The organism is Prevotella sp. oral taxon 317 str. F0108, assembly GCF_000162415.1.
Lineage (GTDB): Bacteria > Bacteroidota > Bacteroidia > Bacteroidales > Bacteroidaceae > Prevotella > Prevotella conceptionensis.
Map to the genome: position 1 here is coordinate 289,743 of NZ_GG740073.1, position 18,764 is coordinate 308,506.

Here is an 18,764-nt window from a genome sequence, read left to right on the forward strand (position 1 = left end):
AAAAGATGCTGTCGACAGCCATGCCAATACTGTAAGCTATTGTTAGCTACTTACAATGCGGATGTTGTTTATGATTTGGGCTACGCCTAGAATAATCAAGCGTTACATCCGCATCCTCTTGTAAATAGATGAAAAAACTGTCTTGACTTTTAATGTTTCTATATGTTGGGAGGAGTTTATTATCTTTGTGATGCCAATACAAGATAAGCACTCCTCTCATGTACGAAGTGCCTGGCAAATCAACTCACTGGCTTATAAACTCACGAAAACCCAACAACTCCCCGGTACATCAACTCATCGGCTTACAAACTCAAGAACTCATAAACTTACAAGGCAAGCCATTATCAGAAAGGAAATCACCCTGCTGATTCCATATAAGAAACAGCAGGGTGAAAGCTAAAATCGCTTAATGCTTATATGTGGATTTGTAAGTCTACTTCATCGTAATTTTCCCAACACGAACCACATTCTTGTTCTTCATCTTCACAAGATAAACTCCCTTGGGCAGCACACTTGCATCGAACGAGCTTGGCTTATGCAAGGTAGTAACCAGCGTTCCGTCTACTGCAAATATCCATGCCTGTTCAACATGGGCAAAGGTCATGCTACGGCCGTCCACCTGCAAGGTTGAAGCCTCTGCAGCAGCATTAGTAATGCTATTGGTTATGTCAAGCCCTTCGGGTTGATCGGCTTGTCCTTCATCCCAATTGCCCGACTTATCGGATCGCGAGGTATTAGTACCCTCAATCATTACGCCAAGGTCGATGGCAAAGCCTTTGTTAAACTTGCCCACGGGCTGCAAAGCCCCTTCAAACCATGCGTCGGAGAACACGATGCGCAAACGGCTTTTACCCACACGTGCATCATTGGGAATGGTGAAGGTTTTTTCTTGCAATGACTGCACATTATAAATCGTTGAACTTTTGTACTTGCCCACATTGAACAAGCACTCTCCTGCATCTGGGTTGTCTTCCAAAAGGTTGCCATTGAAAACATGGTCGCCATTAAGGTCTAACCAACCTTTACCCAAACAATAGCGCAAGTCGTCTGTGGTGTTGTCGGCATACTCGGTGGCCTCGTATCCTTTAAACTTTATTTTTACGGTCTGGCCTTGTTTCACTCGCCATACAAGATGTGTTGCATCAACATAATTTTTTCCACCAACAGGTTTGCTGGCATTGTATTCAATGTCTTGTAAACCACCTTCTGTTTTAACCACAGTCAGAAATCTCACTTTCTGAGCAGTTGCCACTCCGTCTGCTGCCATATCCAGTTCAACAGTGCCATAATCTTCTTCGGGCAAGTCGGGTAACAATTCTTGCTTTGCTCTTGTAATAGGCTGCCAAACAACGGGCGAATAGGTTTTCAGGTCGGTACTAACCGCTCTTACACCAACGAAGGGTGCATCGCCTGCGTTAGGCAGGTCGATGTCGCCTACAAACGTTGCCCATTGCGTTGTGCGGGCAATCTCGCTAACCTTACCTTTTTCACCATTCTTATACAGCAACTCAAAGTGGTCGATGTTAGCATCTGCATTCGTTAGCACGCGTTGTCCGTCTTCGCCAGCAATTGTCCAGGCAGCCTTCACCGATAAACTTTTCTTTGTTTCTTCTTTAACCTGAACGGTAAAGTCTTCAACAGGTTTAGGTTCAGCCTTAAAGTCGTCGGCAAGGAGAAGCTTGCCCACATACATTTTATAGTTAGCGTCACTATTCTTCACGCGTAAGCCAATTCGGTCTATTACGTCGCCCGAATTAATGCCTGTAAGCGGGATGCGTTTCTCTTCCCATTGCTTGGTGGCAACATCTCCCACGGCAAACTCTTTCCACGCAGGGTTGCCCTTAACGCGAACCAGCAAGTAGAGATTAGAAACCTGCTCTGCACCCTTGCCATTCTTTATGGCAACGTTGGCATAAATGTTTCCTTTGGTGCCCTGTATGTCTGTTTTGTAAAGCACCACATCTGTCTGCGCAGCCGCCTGCTTGCCTGTAAGCATTAGGCACGAGCCACCCATGTACGCATCGGTATTGGTAAACTCTGGCTGTACTGCGGTGCTTACATTTGTAGAGCCACCTTCGTAAACCAACCATCTATACGTAGGCACGATGTCTTGATTGGCCATGTTGTACCATGCTCCGCCCGTTTTCTTCCCCTTATAGCAATAACGCTCGCCGTTGCCAAGGTTGAAGTAGGTGGCAAACGGCAGGTTTCCGCCAATGGCAGAACGTTCAGGAATCCACGTGGCCAGGCCAGCAAAGGTAGACAAGGGCGGTGTTGAACCGCTCCAACGCAGGTTATTGCCTTGGTCGGCCACGGCAGGACGTTTAGCAGGATTGCGATAACCGCCAGAGAAGGCTCGTTCGAGCAACATTTGGTAATTGCTCATCAGGTCGTGCGGTCCTTTCCCTGAGTTATACGACCAGAACCGGCTTTGGTCGTGTTCGCCCCAAAGGGCAATGCCGCAACGTTTGGTAACTTCGTCGCTGGACAAGTGGCTCCAGTTCTTATCCATGCCAACCAGCCATCCCCCGGCATAAAGGCCTTTGCTGGTTTTCATCACCGACTCGGCCATCATCACCGACTGGCGCATGTTATAAGTAAAGCCCGAACCCGAATAATTAAGCATCAGTTCGGCCGTACGCTTGCCATTGGAACCGAAAAGTGCGGGGGCATCCCAACCGCCTAAGGTAGAGTTGACGGTGTAAATCATAATGTGAAAGTTGTCGAAACCTTCTTTTTGGGCTATCGCATATAGTTCGCGATGGAAGTTCACTACATCCCCATTGCTGTAGCCCATTGCCTCCCAGTTGTAGTTAATGCCGTCCATACCTAGATAGCGCAACAAGTTAATGAGAGGTTGGGCATATTTGTAGGTTTGGTCTGACTTTTTCTGGCTCAACAATGCAATCCATGCGCGTGGATTACCGCTCTTACTGTCGAAGAACTTCATTCCGCTAAGGATGTCGGTACCGTTTTTATGTGCAGCATCGGCCCACGCCCCAGGAGCTTGAAACAAGGAATGGTTCCACGAGCCCCATAGGTTGGTGTAATTCCAGAATGAGAAGTTGTCGCTGGCAAAACTCTTCGAAGGATAGCCGCCAATACCTTTACCCACGGCCATTGGCAGGTTAAGAAACAGTTCGCGTTCGGCATAAGTGCCGGGTATAAGTCGGTCGGCATTGTCAATAAGCTTTCGTTTGGCCACATGCGAGCGCACAAATTGCAGTTCCTCGTAAATGCCGGCCGCTTTCAATTCGGCCACAGTGGGATATTTACGTCCATTCTCTTGGGCTGTTACAAAAAGGTCGAGCAAGAGTTTCTCATCAAACTTGGAGAAATCGTAAATGTCTGTCGAAGCTGTTTCTGACTGTTGTTGGGCAAACCCTCTAACGGGTGTCGACGTCAAGAGCGTGGCGAAGGCCAACGATGTTAAAACATGGTTTCGTTTCATTGAATATACAATGTTTTTAAATGTTATTAGTGTGCATACATTGCAGTTAGCATGCCAAAGGAGAATAAAATAAGGGGGAAAGCCGAGATGGCTTTCCCCCTTTGAGTTTGGGTTTAAAGAAAACCAAACGCCACGCTTACTTTACAGTAATTTTCTGTGTGCGAATGATATTCTTGTTTTGCATCTTCACGAGGTAAACACCCGATGCCAACGAAGACAAGTTGTAGTTGGCAGGATTGTTAAGGGCAGCAACCAACGAACCATCGGCTGCAAATATCCATGCCTTCTCCACATTGGCAAAATTAAGGCTGTTGCCTTCTTGCTGCAATTGCGAAGGAGCTACGGCCACATTGCTAACACCTGTGGTGGAAAGTCCTGCGGGTTCGTCGGCCAAACCTTGGTCGCGTGTGTCGGCGGGAACAGGACGTTGCGGGTTGTTACCGGTAATCTTTACACGGAAGTCGATGGCGAAACCCTTGTTGAACTTACCCGTAGGTTTCAATGCGCCCTTGAACCAAGCATCAGAGAACACGATACGCATGCGGGTGTCGCCAATGCGTGCGTCTGCTGGAATTGTAAAGGTCTTAGTAACGATTTTCTGTACTTGGTCGGGTACGCCCTTGCGCAATTCACCAATCGTGAAGAGTTGCTCTCCTTCCTTGGGATTAACGGTAAGCTCGCGTGGGTCGAAACGATGGTCGCCGTTCAGGTCAATCCATCCACGGCCAAAGCAATAGCGCAAGTCGTCGTGTGAGCCGTTCTTTTCATCAGTAGCCTCAAAGCCCTTAAACTTCAACGTAACGGTTTGGCCTTGTCCGATAGTCAACACCTGATCGGTAACATCGACATAGTTCGTACCACCCGTAGGACCGGTAGCCTTATAGTCGATGTTGGTGGATCCACCCTCGGTTTTGAATATCTCCACGTAGCGAATAGCTTGCGCAGTTTTGTAGCCGTCGGCATCGGTATCCAATTCGGGTGAGGTATATGGGTTGAGAACCAGTTCGGGCAATTCGTTGGCATTAGCGCGAACAACCTCAGTCCATACAACAGGCGAATAGCTTTTGAGGTCTTTCGATACGGCGCGAACACCAATGAAAGGATTGTTCGTAAAGCTCTTCAAATCGATATTGCCCACGTATGCAGCCCACTGGCTAGTACGGGCCACTTCAGACACACGTCCGTTAGTACCGTCTTTGAGGAGAATTTCGAAATGGTCGATGTTGGCATCGTCATTGTAAATCATGCCTGTGGTGGTTTCGGCTTTGTCTACGGCCCATGTAGCCTTAACAGAAAGCGAAGACTTTGTTTCTTCTTTCACCTGAATAGCCACATTCTTAACGCCTGACGGAGCTGCGGTGAAACCATCTACAAGCTCTAGCTTGCCAATCATCATCTTATAGCTGTTGGTGCTATTCTTAACGCGAAGACCAATCTTATCAATAGCCGTTCCCGAAGTAATATCGTTCAAGGCAATCTTTTTCTCTTCCCAGGTTTTACCAGTTGTGCCGCCAACAGCATATTCTTTCCATTCATTACTGTTCTTGAGGTGTACGATGAGGTAGAGATTCGACTCGGCAGGCACTTCTTTACCACTCTTGATAGCCACATTGGCAGTGATGGCACCATTAGAGCCAGCGATGTCGGTTTTGTAAAGCACGATGTCAGTAGAGCTAGCCTGTCCCTTGCCGTTAAGCAAGAGGCACGAACCACCCATGTAAGCGTCCTTATAGGTTATCTCAGGGTCTACCTTATCACTATGATTGTTGGTATTACCTTCCACTACCAACCAACGATAGGTTGGCACGATGTCTTGGTTACTCATATTATACCAAGAACCAGCAGTTTTCTTTCCTTTATAATGGTATTGCGAACCTGCGCCCATGTTGAAGTGGGTGCTAAAAGGAAGGTTGCCAGTGATGGTTGTTCTTTCGGGAATCCACGTTGCCATGCCTGGGAAAGTAGAAAGGGGCTGAACACCATTAGACTCTTCCCAGTTGTGTCCTCTGTCATTCACAGCAGGGCGAGAGAGTGGATTACGGTTACCACCCGAGAAACCACGCTCAAGCAACTTTTGGTAGTTAACCATCATTTCATCAGCATCGCCACCGGCATTGTAGCTCCAAAAACGACTTTGTGCATGTTCACCCCAAAGGCAAACGCCACACTCAGGAGCAGAGTTCAGGCGTGTCCACGAACGGTTCATCGTAACAATCCATACGCCAGCATAAACGCCATCGGCTGTTCCCATCGCAGCTTTGGCCTGTGCCACTGATGTCCTCATACCGTATGTGAAGTCATCACTCACATAGTTGAGCATAACATCGGCTGTTTTCTTCTTATCTTTACCATACAGAGCCTCAACATTTCTTGTTGTCAACGAATTGTTCAAGGTATAAATAGCGATGTGGAAGTTATCAAACTTCTCTTCTTTTGCTATCTCGTACAATTTCTGATGGAACGCTATCACTTGAGGGTCATCATAGTTTGGTGCCTCCCAGTTATAGTTGATACCATCGAGACCTAAGTACTGCAACATGTAAATCATAGGCTTTGCATACTTAAAAGAGCCATCGGCATTCTTCTCTTTAAGTATAGGCAACCAGCCTCCGGCATCAACACCACCAGGGTTGCCAGTGGTATCGAAAAACTTAATACCGCTCATCATGTCCGTTCCGTTCTTATGTGCAGCGTCGGCCCATGAGCCAGGAGCTTGGAACAAGCCGTGGTTCCATGCGCCAAAGAGGTTGGTGTAGTTCCACATAGAGAAGTTGTCTGATGCAAACTCGGAAGAGGGATATCCTCCAGTGGTTCTTCCTGCACCAGCAGGAATGTTCATAAACAACTCACGGGTTTCAAAAGTGTTTTTTATAAGACGATCTGTTCTGGGAAGGATAGAACGTTTGCGAACGTGCGAACGCACGAACTCAATCTCGTCGGCCAAACCAGCCGCCTTAAGCTCCTCGTACGATGGGTAGCGTTTTCCTTCCCTTACTGCCTTTTCAAACAATTGCAACATCTTAATGTCGCTGAAATGCTGAAAGTCGTAAACCACCTTAGAGGCAGTTGGTGCGGTGTTTCCACCCTGCGCCTTAACCGTAAAGGGAGCCGCAGACAGCATACCGGCCAACGCCAGTGCGCTAAGAGTAACTTTTCTCTTCATTCTTGCTTAGTTTTATGTTGTTAAATAATAAGATATTTAGAGTTAATCGCATTGTAATGGCTAAATCCATGCCACACTAAAATGCGTTTTAAGATAGGATTGTTAAGCTAAGGGAGCGGCCGTGCCTTGTGGCCTAATAAGGGCGGCGCAGCCGTTCCCTTAGTTTATTACTTTAAATTAAAAGTTCGGAGTTCCTTTTACGTCCCACCAAAGCCTTGTCCCTACAAAATCAGGCCCGCCTAGTGCGCCAAGCCCCGTAGCCTTAATGTCTGCTTGCGTAGCGGGATCGGTACGACCGGGGAACGGCAAACGACGGATGATGTCACCATCATTAAGACTCCCGTCGGCCTCATCAGCCTGGAGCACATCGAACAAACGCGGATAACCCGTGCGGCGCAAGTCCACCCAGGCTTCAAAGCTCTCAGGATAGCCTGCGATATACTTCTGGGTGATAATCTTTTCGAGTTTCACCTCCTTGCTGTCGTCTTCGTTCCACTTAACGCCAATCTTAGTTAAGCTTTCAATGGGGTCGCTCTCACCAGTAGGGTCCTTATATGTATAAGGTGTGGCACTCTCTTGTTGCATGTATTCGGCCATACCTGCAGTGTAAGGATTTTGGTTATTGGCATCAGTATAGAATTGTTCGCGGTCCTCGCAGTTACCGGCGAGAATACCCTTCTCGTAGAATTCTTTGGCCGTTCCGCCCATGCTCCATCCTCTGAGCGCACCTTCCGCTCTAAGGAAACAAACCTCAGAGAGCTTCATCAAGTACAAGGGCATGCTATGTGCCGCCTCTGGATTGATAGCACTGAAAGCGATAAACTGATTGCCGGCATAATCCTGACCTTCGCCAGGCGTTACTCCTGAGCGGATACCGATAACGTCTGTATTGGCTGGTGTCACTTCCTTTGTTTTTGAATTGACAATGTCGCCATCGTTCTTTAGGAAGAGATACTTAAGGTAAGGATGGTTAAGGCTTTTCAATATCGACACCCATGAGGCCGTTATTCGCGTGTCGTGCCAGCTTTGACTAGCCTCAAGCAAGGGATGAGCTATACCCTCGGCGGCCGTGTTGATACATACCTCTTGCGAGTATTCTTCTATCACTCCCGCTTTAACGGCTTCTTCTGCCCATCGCTTTGCCAACGTTGGGTTAACTTTAACAATATGCATGGCCATGCGTAGTTTCAGCGAATTGGCAAAACGCACAAAAGTGTTGAGGTTGCTGAAACCCGTTTTGTAATCGCCAGTAACATGCATATTCTGTTTCAGAATGTCGCGCAAGGCTTCCTTATATTCCTCGGGCTTGGTTTCATAGTAGTTTAAACAAGCCACTATGCTGTCTATATTGTCCACCGCCTTATTGTATATCGTTTCCAGGCTTTGATATTCAAAGGGGGCCGTCTGGGCGTTCGTTTTGATATCTTGATAGGGGAATGGGCCATAGACATTTGCCACCTCAACCGCCGAATAGTTGTACAACAGCAGATAAATGGCCTTTAACTCAGGAATAGTGTCGATAGACTCGTGATTAAGCAACGGCACCATCTGCGTTGAAACCTCATTGAAAGACCCCATCGCACCACCATAAAACCTGTCGGAGATGTTATAGGCAGAGGTAATAGTAACCTTTGAGTAGGGGAAATTGGTATGTGGTATAACGCCATACTGCGCATACAAGTCGGCACCCAGTCCATATTGATATTGATAGGCGTGTGTAACAGGCTTTTTACCTTCCTTACCACCGCGCATTGCATACTGGGCACTGAGTCCCGCCGCAATTACATCAGACATTTTGTTAGCTGCTCGTTTCACATCCTCAGCCGTAAACTTAGCCCGATAGTTCAAGGAGTCAACCTTTCCTCGGCGGCTCACCTTATTGGTATTCTTTTGCGTTGCGCTGAATTCGTCGCCAGTGGTATCGAAATCCAGACACGATTGTAAGGTTAGGCTCAACAGGGCCATAACGCCTACAAACCATTTGCTATATCTGTTCATAATTTTGTTGTTATTAACACTCCCTCTCCCCTTTATTAGCTTTGCCCGAAAAAAGGGAGTTCGGGAAACATTTTCTTTAGTTATACTCTTGAAAGTATGGCTGCTTACAAGTTCAACTTCATCGACAAACCATACGAACGCGACGAGGGCGTGTTGAACAATTCGAAACCTCCTAAGCCATTACCCGTAGAAAGCGACACGTCTGGATCTGCAGGACTTTTCTTGTAAAGGAAGAACAGGTTGCGTGCGATGAACGAAACCGAAAGGTTCTTGTTTTGTCCCATGAGGTTTCTGAACGTATAGCCCAGCGACAGCTCGCGAAGGCGGAAGTTGGTTGCACTATATATGTAGCTGTTGGGGTTGGAAGAGCCTCCTAGGGTTTTATAATAGGTGTCGATAGGCACAATTCTTCCGCTGCCATCAGGCAGGGGGATACCAGGCACATTGCCATAGTTTGCGGCAACAATACCGTTTGCCTCGGCATCCTGACGCGCCTTACCCGAACGTTCAGACAGTCCATAAAGGTCAAGGTAAGCCTCTGTAAGTGAGATAACCTTGCCTCCCAGGCGGCCATTGATAAGCATAGAGAGCGTAAAGTCCTTGTAATTAAAAGTGTTGCTCCATCCCATCTGCCACTTAGAGTTCATGTTGCCAACATATTTGCGGCTATTGCCCGACTTGTCGAACCTTGGCGCACCGTTCCGTGTCAGTTTGATGTGTCCATTTGCATCACGCTTAAAATCATCTACGTACATGTCGCCCAGCGAACCACCTGGTTTGTATACTACATACACACCTGCAATCTCGTTCTTTATTTCTTTCTGTTTGCCCTGGTTGTCGTAGGCTGTTTCAAGTATCTTGTTGTCGTTGAACGACAGGTTGTAAGACGTTCTCCAACGAAGGTCTTTGCCAAACTTAAAGTCATAACCAATTGTTGTCTCAAATCCGCGGTTGCGTACTTTACCCGTGTTCCCCGCGTTCGTTTTGGCGGAGATATTGGCCGACTCCATATACATGTTGCGCAAGCGGCTATCATACAAGGTTAGGTCGAAACTCAAGCGGTTCTTAAAGAATAACATCTCCACACCCGTTTCGAAAGAGCCCAACGTCTCCACTTTCGGCACAAAGTCCGAATATTTGTTCACCGTTGCCGTTCCCGTTAGGTAGTTGCGACTGACATCGAAATAACTGTTATTGGGAATAGAGTTACCTACGTCCGAGTAAGACACGCGGTACTTCAAGTAGTCTATCCACACAGGAAGCTTAACCAACGAACTGACGATTGCATTGGCGCCCACGCCGAAGTAGCCTTGCCATTCCGAATCGATAATGCCTCTCAGTTTAAATTGTCGGTAGGGACGATAGGCGTCCAAACGATACGAGCCATCAACAAACACCTTATCTTGCCATCCCACTTGGGCAGTGAAGAGCATGGCCTTGTCCCAGTTAGAACTCTTAGTCGTTGTTGTAGCTCCCACATCGCCTGCGCTGGTTTCAAACACATTCACGGCCGATGGTAAAATGCGGCGTAAGGGGTCTACGAAAGTGGCGTTACCAACAGCGGTGCGCTTATATGTGTTCTTAATTGTATGCCCAACCCAACCTGCAGTTGCTGAAACGCTGAAATCTTTCACGTTTGTGTTGTAACTCAACAAATAGTCGGTGTACATTTCGGTTGTCTTGAAATCTTCACTCCAATAGCTGCCAAAGCTGTTCATGCTAGACGGCAAAAAGGTTGTGGCATACTGCCGAGCATCTTTGGTAAAGTGAGTTTTGGTGTAGTTAAAACGCGCTTGGAACGAAAGCCCCTTATATATATCGATGGTTGCAGAAAGCGTTGTAAACAGTCGGTTCTCGTCTTGTCGGTTACGGTTTTTGTTCACCAGCCAGTAAGGGTTGTTGTTGCCGTTCGAAAGATAGGCCCAATCTTGCATCTCGCTGCTTAGCGGAACACGCTTACCTTGCGTATAAACATAGTGGGTCTCTTTCTTTTGATTACCATTTTGATCCAGCACAGTGAATTCTTTCGGTTCATAATACGACAAAGGATTAGAAAGCCACGTACCACGTTTAGAATAGTTTTGGGCATAATAGTCCATGTCTATGTTGCGGGGCATCATGTACGCATGATAGATGGGATTACCTATTGTTCCCCCACCAGGTCGATTCCGGGTGATGGTCTCAACGTAGTTAACCGAGCCTTCCAACTTCAGACGGTCGAAAAGCTTGAAACTCTGTCGCAAAGTTATGCTGTTACGATTATACGAGTTGTTCTTTATCATACCATTGGAGTGGCTGTTTCCCAATGATATGTAGGTTCTCGACTTTTCCGTACCGCCCGAAACTGATACGGAGTTGTTGGTCGTAACGCCTGTACGGAAGAAGTTGTCTATGTCGTTTACCGCATTCTTACGGAGATGCACTTGGTTAAGCGCCCCTTGGGGATACTGGTCGCCGAGCTGTACAGAGGGAAGCAGGTTTGTTTGGTCTGAAAGTTTACCGCCCCAACTTGAAGGCGACAACATATAGGTTTGTGTTCCGTTTACCACCGAACCATCGGTAAGCGCAGCACCATATGTGTTCTGCAACTTGGGGGTAAGCAATGGCGTGTCGAACGTAACATTAGACGTAAAGTTGATGTCCACTTTACCCTCGCGTCCCGATTTGGTGGTAATCATAATAACGCCATTGGCAGCGCGCGAACCATAAAGTGCAGCCGCGTTTGCCCCTTTAAGAACGTTCATAGACTCGATGTCGTCTGGGTTAATCATAGAAAGCGGGTCCGAACCTTCCGACGAACCTGCATATCCCAAATCATCTCCATTGGTTATCTTGCCACGAGTTTCGTTAGTCAAGGGAATACCATCGACCACAATTAGCGGAGAGTTGTTGCCGGTAATCGACTTGTTACCGCGCAGAATAATCTTAGATGCACCACCCGCGCCACCTGCACTCGGCGTAATGGTAACTCCGGCAACCTTACCTTCAAGGGTGTTGGCCACGTTGGGGTCTTGCACTTTCATCAAGTCTTCTGCCTTCACTTTCTGGGTGGCATAGGTAAGCGACTCTTGCTTTCGCATAATACCCATAGCCGTAACCACCACTTCGCCCAGCACCTTGCTGTCTTCTTTGAGCGTTACGTCTACTTGCGAGCGACTGCCAGCTGCCAATTCCTGCGCCGTGTAGCCCACATAGCTAAACACCAGCGTGGGATTGCTCTCGTTAGTTGTTAGGGTGTATTGGCCATCGATGTTGGTTATGGCGCCCTTGCCAGTACCCTTCACCTGAACGCTCACACCGATGAGCGGTTCGCCTTGTGCGTCTTTCACAACGCCCGTAATGGTTCGCGTGTTGGCCTGCACGCGTTGCAAGGCAGAGTTTTGAGTTGTAGCAGTTGCTTTAAGCAGTGGGTTTTGCGTTGTGTTGGCTTTAACACCAGCCAGCACGCCCACGCTAGGAACTGCGGTCATAGACAATGCCAGAAGTGCCTTCAACAGCAAGCCCTCTGTCTGTGCATTTGTTCTTTTCATACGTGTAGTAATATTATTATAAAGTAGTTATAACTTTAAAAATCGACTGCGCATTTTAATACGCCTTACAATAAAAATACAACTAACGAACGAATATTACTTAGCGATATGCAGAAAATAAATTAATTTATTTTATTGGGCGATAAAACGCTCATCGTGTTGATAATAGAGGGCGGAATAATGCTGATGTTGGTATAAGACACAAAAGGTATGAAACGAAGGCACTTAAAAGTTCAACGACTAAATATTATATATGGTACGCGCGCACGCGAGAGGAAACGAAGATGGCATCGGGAAAAGATGCGCTGTAAGCCCGATTGCCTTTCCAACGCAAGGAAAAGGCAAAGGGCTGTAAACTGTTGGGCGATTCACCATAAAAGTAATTGCGATGCAAAGCTGCCAACTTGTTAACGAGTAGACGGGTTGACAAGTTAGCGAGCGTAGGTTTAGTAAGCTTGTTGGGATAGTTATAGAAGTAGTATTAACTTTTAATGTTTCTATAAATTAAGAAGTGTTTGTTTTCTCTGTGATGCCAACACAAAATAAACGTTCTTCTCACACACGAAAGTCTAGATGACTTCATTGTCATGGCGAGATGCCAACACAAGATAAACACCCTTCTTACATACGAAGTACAGGACAAATCAACCTACCAACTCGTCAATTTATCAACTCATCAACTCAAAAAATCAAAAAACACCAACTCATCAACTCAAAAAACACCAACTCATCAACTCAAAAAACACCAGCACGTCTACTCAAAAAACACCAGCACGTCTACTCAAAAAACACCAGCACGTCTACTCAAAAAATCGAGAAATCTCCAACTCACTAGTTTTCCAACTCACCAACTTGAAAGCTTAAATTATTATTTTTTATTTTACAATATCGCTCCAAATTTCGCTCCGTTCTAGCGAAAATATAGGCCATAAAGTAGGTAAATCGCCCCTATTTCTTGCTTTTCACTCCTCTTGTTTTGTCTGTTTTTAAGAGCAAAACCTGCATTTTGCACCATTTAGCCTTTCTAGATTGGTTGCCAGCTCGTATTTTTCTAAGCCCAATTACACGCTTTTAGCCCCTAAAATCCAACTTTTTAACCACTATTTTGCCCTTTTCGGCCATGTTTTTAATGTCTCTAAAAGGTTTTGTTTATACAACTGGTGTGGATATTTATGCTTTTTGCCTTGCATTTAGCACCATTTTACCTTGCGTTTTGCACCATTTCGCCTTGCGTTTTGCACCAAAACGCACTGCATTTTGCACCAAAACGCAATGTATTTAGCACCAAAATGCAGTGCATTTAGCGGCAAAACGCAGTGTATTTAGCAGCAAATAGCCCAAAATCTGGTGCAAATGGTGGCCGTTTTAAATAAAAATTCATTTTATCGCATTCACAAGCTACCCCCTTCTCGCATCAAAACCAACCTTCGCGAGAATCGATTTTTTGCGACAAGATGAGTGGTTGGTGGACAAAAAGGGCACTCACAATGTTAAATTTGTTGCTAAAAACTAGACAAAACAGCTATACCGTAAAAACGCGCGAGTGGGCAACGGTACCGAAAACATGTACGCTTGCGACAGCCTGCGTGGGCGGTTGCAGGGTATGCCACTTACATACTGCACCTTGAAACGCAGAAGTTATCTGCTATCGACAAGCGGTTTTCAACTTGTAGAGAGTGTATGGAACAACTTCCGCCAGGCTCCTTTTCAACAGCAGGAGCAGCCATCTTTTCACCCTTTCACCCTTTCATCTTTTCACCCTTTCACCTTTTCACCCTTTCACCTTTTCACCTTTTCACCTTTTCACCTTTTCACTCTCTCACCTTTTCACTCTCTCACCTTTTCACTCTTTCACCCTTTCATCTTTTCACCTTTTCACCCTTTTAATCTTTTCACCTTTTAATACCCTCTTCCCCCAACAGTCGAAGTAGTTCTTGGGTGCGTGTTTCGAAATTGGGAGTGGCGGTAAGCGTGAGGTGGGGTGGAGCAGGAGCCGTGGGGGCGGGCTCGAATACAAGCTGTTGGTGCCCCTGTTCGGTGGTGTGGATGTGCTTTTCTAGGACGTAAAGCAAGGGGAGATGATGGTATTGGCTAAAAGAGTTAGGCGCATCAAGGCCGTTAGGTCTGTCAGACTGGTCCGACTGGTCCGACCTGTCTGAGCTATCCGACCGCGAGCAAGGCTGCGTGCCATCGCCTAGCTGTTGCTTAGCCACCACCCAAAGGGCATCGGCGGCATGCACAGCTTGTTCTAAATCGTGGGTAGAAAGCAACACCATCTTATTGGTTTCGTGGGCAAGGCGTGCCAACAAACCAAGCACTTCAACCTTACTTTTGTAGTCGAGAAAGGCCGTTGGCTCGTCAAGTAATATCACAGGTGTATCTTGTGCCAAGGCTTTGGCAATCATCATTTTTTGTCGTTCGCCGTCGCTAAGTGTCTGCACTTGGCGGTGGCGCAGGCTGGTTATGCCCACAACATCCATCGCCCACTCCACCATACGATGGTCTTCGGCACGAAGTGTGCCCCATATATTGGTGTAGGGCGAACGACCAAGGCCCACAATCTGCTCAACAGAGAGGTTTTCAACGCTGGGCTTAGCCGTTAATACCACGCTTACTAGGCGTGCCAAGCGTGCTTGCGAGAGCGAGACGAGGTTGATGGGCGCGACTTGTTCGCCAGAATAATAGTGCATTTGCCCAGCAATGGGCGGTTGGAAGGCGGCCAAAGTGCGCAGAAGGGTACTCTTGCCAATGCCGTTGGCACCCACAAGACAAGTGAGCTGCCCTGCATGTAAGGTAGCATTGAGCTGTGCTAGCACGGTGGTTGGCGTGCGCCGCGGATGCTGGTAACCTACGGAGAGGTCGCGAAGGGTTATCGAGGGCATATTTCTTCTGAGGGGGATTGTGTTGCTAGGGGCTTTTGACTTTCTAGGGTTCTTAGGTGGGTCTAGGCTTACTAGTTATTCCAGGCTTACTAGGCAGGCTGTTAAAAGTGCACAGTTATCTTTTCACTTTTTCACCCTTTCACCTTTTAAAGGGCGCCAGCCATCTTTTCACCTTTTCACTTTTTCACCTTTCTTATCAGCGTTAGCCCATCTCGCAAAGGAAGGATAACTTTCTCTACGCGCGAATCGTTGGCCACAAGGTCATTAAAGCGGCGTATGCCAAGGGTTTGTTGGTCCTTATCGTAGGCTGAATCGAACACATGACCATCCCACAGCGTGTTGTCGGCCACGATAAAACCACCCTGCCTGAGCACAGAGAGAGCCATCTCGTAGGTTTCGACATACGTACGCTTGTCGCCATCGATGAAAACGAGGTCGAAGGTGATGCCTAAGCGTGGGGCCTCGGTGATGGCATCGCCGATGATGAAGCGTATTTTGTTGGCCACCGCGCTGCCTTCTATCCACGGACGGGTGAAGTCTTCTTGCTCGTCGTTAATCTCGAAGGTGTACAAAAGTCCGTCATCTGGCAGTCCTTCGGCCAAGCAAATGGCACTATATCCGCTAAAAGTACCCACTTCGAGCACGCGTTTGGCCTGCGTCATCTGCACAAGCATCTTCAACAAACGGCCTTGCAGGTGTCCGCTGGCCATGCGCCCGTGCAGCGTATGCAGGTTGGTGGCTCGGTAAAGACGATACAAGTAGTCGCCTTCGGGGTCGATGTGGTTGGCGATGTAGGTGGTTAGATCCATGCCTTAGCGTTTGAAACTCTCTATCGCCAAGCGGTAACCATCTAGTCCGAAACCGCATATCACCCCCCGACAAGCGGCGGCAATCATGCTTTGGTGCCTGAATGCCTCGCGTTGGTGAACATTGGAAATGTGCACTTCAACCACAGGTGCGCTGATGGCACGGATGCAATCGGCCAGCGCGATGCTGGTGTGCGTGTAGGCGGCGGCGTTAAGCACAATGCCATCGCACTGAAAGCCCACGGCTTGCAACTTGTCGATAAGCTCGCCTTCGATGTTGCTTTGAAAGTAATCTATCTGTACATCGGGGAAGCAAGCACGCAGGTGGGGCAGAAAATCGTCGAACGACGTGCTGCCGTAGACGTCTGGCTCGCGTACGCCAAGCAAATTGAGGTTTGGCCCGTTGATAATTTGTATCGTCATGTCAGCTTTATTTTGTACTTTTGTTCACAAAATTACGAATAAACGATGGAAAGAGAAAATAAAACCGTCGACAATATGGTGAAGGCCTATATGCGTTACTTGAAATTGGAACGCAACCTTAGCCCGAATACCATTGAGGCCTACCGCAACGACCTGCGTTGGCTTTTGGCTTACGTTAACTTTCACGGGTTAAAGGTGGAGGAGCTTAAGCTGGAACACTTGGATAACTTTTCGGCCTCGCTGCACGACCAACGCATTATGCCGCGTTCGCAAGCGCGGATACTAAGTGGTGTGCGTTCGTTCTTCAAGTTTTTACTTCTCGATGGTTTTATTGATGCCGACCCAACGGAATTGTTGGTGTCGCCACACGTGCGCAACGCCCTGCCCGACGTGTTGAGTACGGCCGAGGTTGACCGCTTGGAGGCATCCATCGACCTTTCCAAATGGGAAGGACAACGCAACAGGGCCATTGTTGAGGTGCTGTTCAGTTGCGGATTGCGGGTGTCGGAACTTGTTAACCTGAAACTTTCTAACCTTTATGTTGAAGAGAAGTTTGTGCGCGTAACGGGAAAGGGCGACAAAGAGCGGCTAGTACCCATATCGAGCCGTGCGCTTGACGAGCTAAACGCATGGTTTGCCGATCGTAATGCGATGCGCATTAAGCCGGGCGAAGAGGATTATGTGTTTCTTAATCGGCGCGGCGCACACCTTACTCGCACGATGATTCTTATCATGATAAAGCGCCAGGCGGTGGCGGCCGGCATCACAAAGACCATTAGTCCGCACACATTGCGCCACTCGTTCGCCACGGCTTTGTTGGAAGGTGGTGCCGACCTTATCGCCATTCAGGCGATGATGGGACACGAAGACATTGCCACCACCGAGATTTATACGCACATAGATACATCGTCGCTAAGGGAGGAGATAACGAAACACCATCCAAGAAATAAGAAAGGGTGAAAAGATGGGCTGCGCCCTTTAAAGGGGAAAGGGGAAAGGGTGAAAGGGTGAAAAGGTGAAAAGATGGGCTGCGCCCTTTAAAGGTGAAAAGGTGAAAGGGTGAAAAGATGGCTGCGCCAGCTGATGAACAAGTATGTTAAGTTTGTGCTAGAAGACCTAGAAATCCTAGGAAAACTAGAAACCCCAGGAAACCTAGAACAACCTAACCCTCATCCACTACTTCTCGCTATACAGCGTTTGTATAACCGTTTGCCCCACAGCTTTCAGCGTATTGCGGTCGATGTTTTGCAAGTTATCGTTTAAGGTGTGCCATGTAGGGCCAAACGAGCTTTGAACACAATCGGGATAAAAGGCGATAATGTCTATCGTAGGTATCTTGGCTTTCTCGTTAAGCGGCACATGGTCGTCTGTAATCATTCCGCCGTCGCTTTTAGGAAAGAAACTACCATAACCTGCGGCACGTGCAGCGCGCCATACCTTCTTAACAATGTCGGGAGCAAAGGCCTTCGACATGCCTTCGCGATAGAACTTAGCCCCAATACCGCCCACCAAGTCGAGCAGAATGCCGTAACGCGCCTCATAACCAGCAGGTAAGTTGGTGGCGAAATGCTGCGCACCAAGTGCCCAAGTGTCTTCGCTATCTTCTTGTCCGCTCCACTTTGGCGTGCCCCAATCTTCGGCATCAAAGCACACAAAGTCTACACCAATGTTTAAATTCTTGTTTTGATTCAGCAGTCGGGCAATCTCTAACATCACGGCAACGCCGCTCGCACCATCGTTTGCGCCATCAATGGGCTTACGCCAATTGGCACTATCGGGGTCGTTATCGGCCCAAGGGCGCGTGTCCCAATGCGCGCAGAGCAAGATACGCGTAGTAGATTCGGGGTTATAACTGGCCATAATGTTCCGACAACGCAACATCGTTCCGTCATATCCGCGCAGTTCGGTGCGCTGATTTTTCACCTTACAGCCAAAGCTTTCAAACTTCTTGGCAATCCATTCGCCGCAATTGTCGTGGCTTTTGGTGTTCATTGCGCGCGGTCCGAAGGCGCATTGAGCGGCAACAAAGGCATAAGCCGAGTCGGCATTAAAGGCCGGGCCCACCGGATTAAGCTTTTCTGCGGCGGCCATCTCGGCCTCTTCCGCTTCTTCTGCCGCACTATGCGAGGTAGAGAACAAGCCCATTGAATAGGCAATGAGGGCTATAACGGCAATCATGATAACTGCTATGATGATTTTTTTCATTGGATGGTAAATCTTGTAAATGGGAGTTTGGGGGTTGGGGAGTTATGAGTTGGGGAGTTATGGAGTCAAGGAGTTATGGAGTTAAGCCAAATGCTGAGCACTTAAAGGGTTTAAGGAGTAAAAGGCATCTGTGCAAGAAGCTAAGGAATCATTGGGTTTAAAGAGTTAAGCCGCATGCCTTGATGGCCTTAGCCACCTTTTCGTCCTTGCTGGTCTACCAACTGACAAGTTAACAGGCAGGTAGGCGCAGCCATTCTTCCACCTTTAAAAGGGGCGCTAGCCATTTTTTCACCTTTTCACTTTTTC

The 18,764-nt window shown here is 47.7% G+C and carries 9 protein-coding genes; 1 reads left to right on the top strand and 8 read right to left on the bottom strand.

All coding sequences use genetic code 11. The annotated features are described in order from the left end of the window. Window positions 1-433: 433 nt before the first annotated feature. From HMPREF0670_RS07900 to aroQ, 7 genes are all read right to left on the bottom strand, one after another. Window positions 434-3,451, bottom strand: a complete 3,018-nt coding sequence (locus tag HMPREF0670_RS07900; RefSeq protein ID WP_009230639.1) for an endo-beta-N-acetylglucosaminidase — start codon at window positions 3,449-3,451, stop codon at window positions 434-436. Window positions 3,452-3,587: 136 nt separating this feature from the next. Next, the gene (locus HMPREF0670_RS07905) at window positions 3,588-6,614 is read right to left on the bottom strand and encodes an endo-beta-N-acetylglucosaminidase (RefSeq protein WP_009230640.1); all 3,027 of its coding nucleotides are present in this window, start codon (window positions 6,612-6,614) and stop codon (window positions 3,588-3,590) included. 177 nt (window positions 6,615-6,791) lie between these two features. Next, window positions 6,792-8,612 (bottom strand): SusD/RagB family nutrient-binding outer membrane lipoprotein, encoded by a 1,821-nt coding sequence (locus tag HMPREF0670_RS07910; protein ID WP_044077970.1) that lies wholly within the window; start codon window positions 8,610-8,612, stop codon window positions 6,792-6,794. Window positions 8,613-8,716: 104 nt separating this feature from the next. Then, the gene (locus HMPREF0670_RS07915) at window positions 8,717-12,142 is read right to left on the bottom strand and encodes a SusC/RagA family TonB-linked outer membrane protein (protein ID WP_083786803.1); all 3,426 of its coding nucleotides are present in this window, start codon (window positions 12,140-12,142) and stop codon (window positions 8,717-8,719) included. Between the two features lie 1,892 nt (window positions 12,143-14,034). Continuing rightward, on the bottom strand, window positions 14,035-15,024 hold the full coding sequence (locus tag HMPREF0670_RS07920; RefSeq protein ID WP_009230643.1) for an ABC transporter ATP-binding protein: 990 nt from the start codon (window positions 15,022-15,024) through the stop codon (window positions 14,035-14,037). A 176-nt stretch (window positions 15,025-15,200) separates the two neighbouring features. Then, the gene (locus HMPREF0670_RS07925; protein WP_009230644.1) at window positions 15,201-15,833 is read right to left on the bottom strand and encodes an O-methyltransferase; all 633 of its coding nucleotides are present in this window, start codon (window positions 15,831-15,833) and stop codon (window positions 15,201-15,203) included. A gap of 3 nt (window positions 15,834-15,836) precedes the next feature. Further along, complete coding sequence (gene aroQ / locus HMPREF0670_RS07930; protein ID WP_009230645.1) at window positions 15,837-16,253, bottom strand: type II 3-dehydroquinate dehydratase; 417 nt, start codon at window positions 16,251-16,253, stop codon at window positions 15,837-15,839. Window positions 16,254-16,298: 45 nt separating this feature from the next. Here aroQ and HMPREF0670_RS07935 point away from each other — a divergent pair, with 45 nt between their 5' ends. Continuing rightward, window positions 16,299-17,213 (top strand): site-specific tyrosine recombinase, encoded by a 915-nt coding sequence (locus HMPREF0670_RS07935; RefSeq protein WP_009230646.1) that lies wholly within the window; start codon window positions 16,299-16,301, stop codon window positions 17,211-17,213. A 216-nt stretch (window positions 17,214-17,429) separates the two neighbouring features. Here HMPREF0670_RS07935 and HMPREF0670_RS07940 read toward each other — a convergent pair whose 3' ends face one another. Next, window positions 17,430-18,458, bottom strand: coding sequence for a M28 family peptidase (locus HMPREF0670_RS07940; RefSeq protein WP_009230647.1), 1,029 nt, complete (start codon window positions 18,456-18,458; stop codon window positions 17,430-17,432). Between the last annotated feature and the right edge of the window lie 306 nt (window positions 18,459-18,764).

What these genes read in the sequence shown, in the direction of transcription:
- HMPREF0670_RS07910 (WP_044077970.1), bottom strand. Translation starts at nt 8,612, where the DNA reads ATGAACAGATATAGCAAATGGTTTGTAGGCGTTATGGCCCTGTTGAGC.
- HMPREF0670_RS07925 (WP_009230644.1), bottom strand. Translation starts at nt 15,833, where the DNA reads ATGGATCTAACCACCTACATCGCCAACCACATCGACCCCGAAGGCGAC.
- HMPREF0670_RS07905 (WP_009230640.1), bottom strand. Translation starts at nt 6,614, where the DNA reads ATGAAGAGAAAAGTTACTCTTAGCGCACTGGCGTTGGCCGGTATGCTG.
- HMPREF0670_RS07935 (WP_009230646.1), top strand. Translation starts at nt 16,299, where the DNA reads ATGGAAAGAGAAAATAAAACCGTCGACAATATGGTGAAGGCCTATATG.
- HMPREF0670_RS07940 (WP_009230647.1), bottom strand. Translation starts at nt 18,458, where the DNA reads ATGAAAAAAATCATCATAGCAGTTATCATGATTGCCGTTATAGCCCTC.
- HMPREF0670_RS07915 (WP_083786803.1), bottom strand. Translation starts at nt 12,142, where the DNA reads ATGAAAAGAACAAATGCACAGACAGAGGGCTTGCTGTTGAAGGCACTT.
- HMPREF0670_RS07920 (WP_009230643.1), bottom strand. Translation starts at nt 15,024, where the DNA reads ATGCCCTCGATAACCCTTCGCGACCTCTCCGTAGGTTACCAGCATCCG.
- HMPREF0670_RS07900 (WP_009230639.1), bottom strand. Translation starts at nt 3,451, where the DNA reads ATGAAACGAAACCATGTTTTAACATCGTTGGCCTTCGCCACGCTCTTG.
- aroQ (WP_009230645.1), bottom strand. Translation starts at nt 16,253, where the DNA reads ATGACGATACAAATTATCAACGGGCCAAACCTCAATTTGCTTGGCGTA.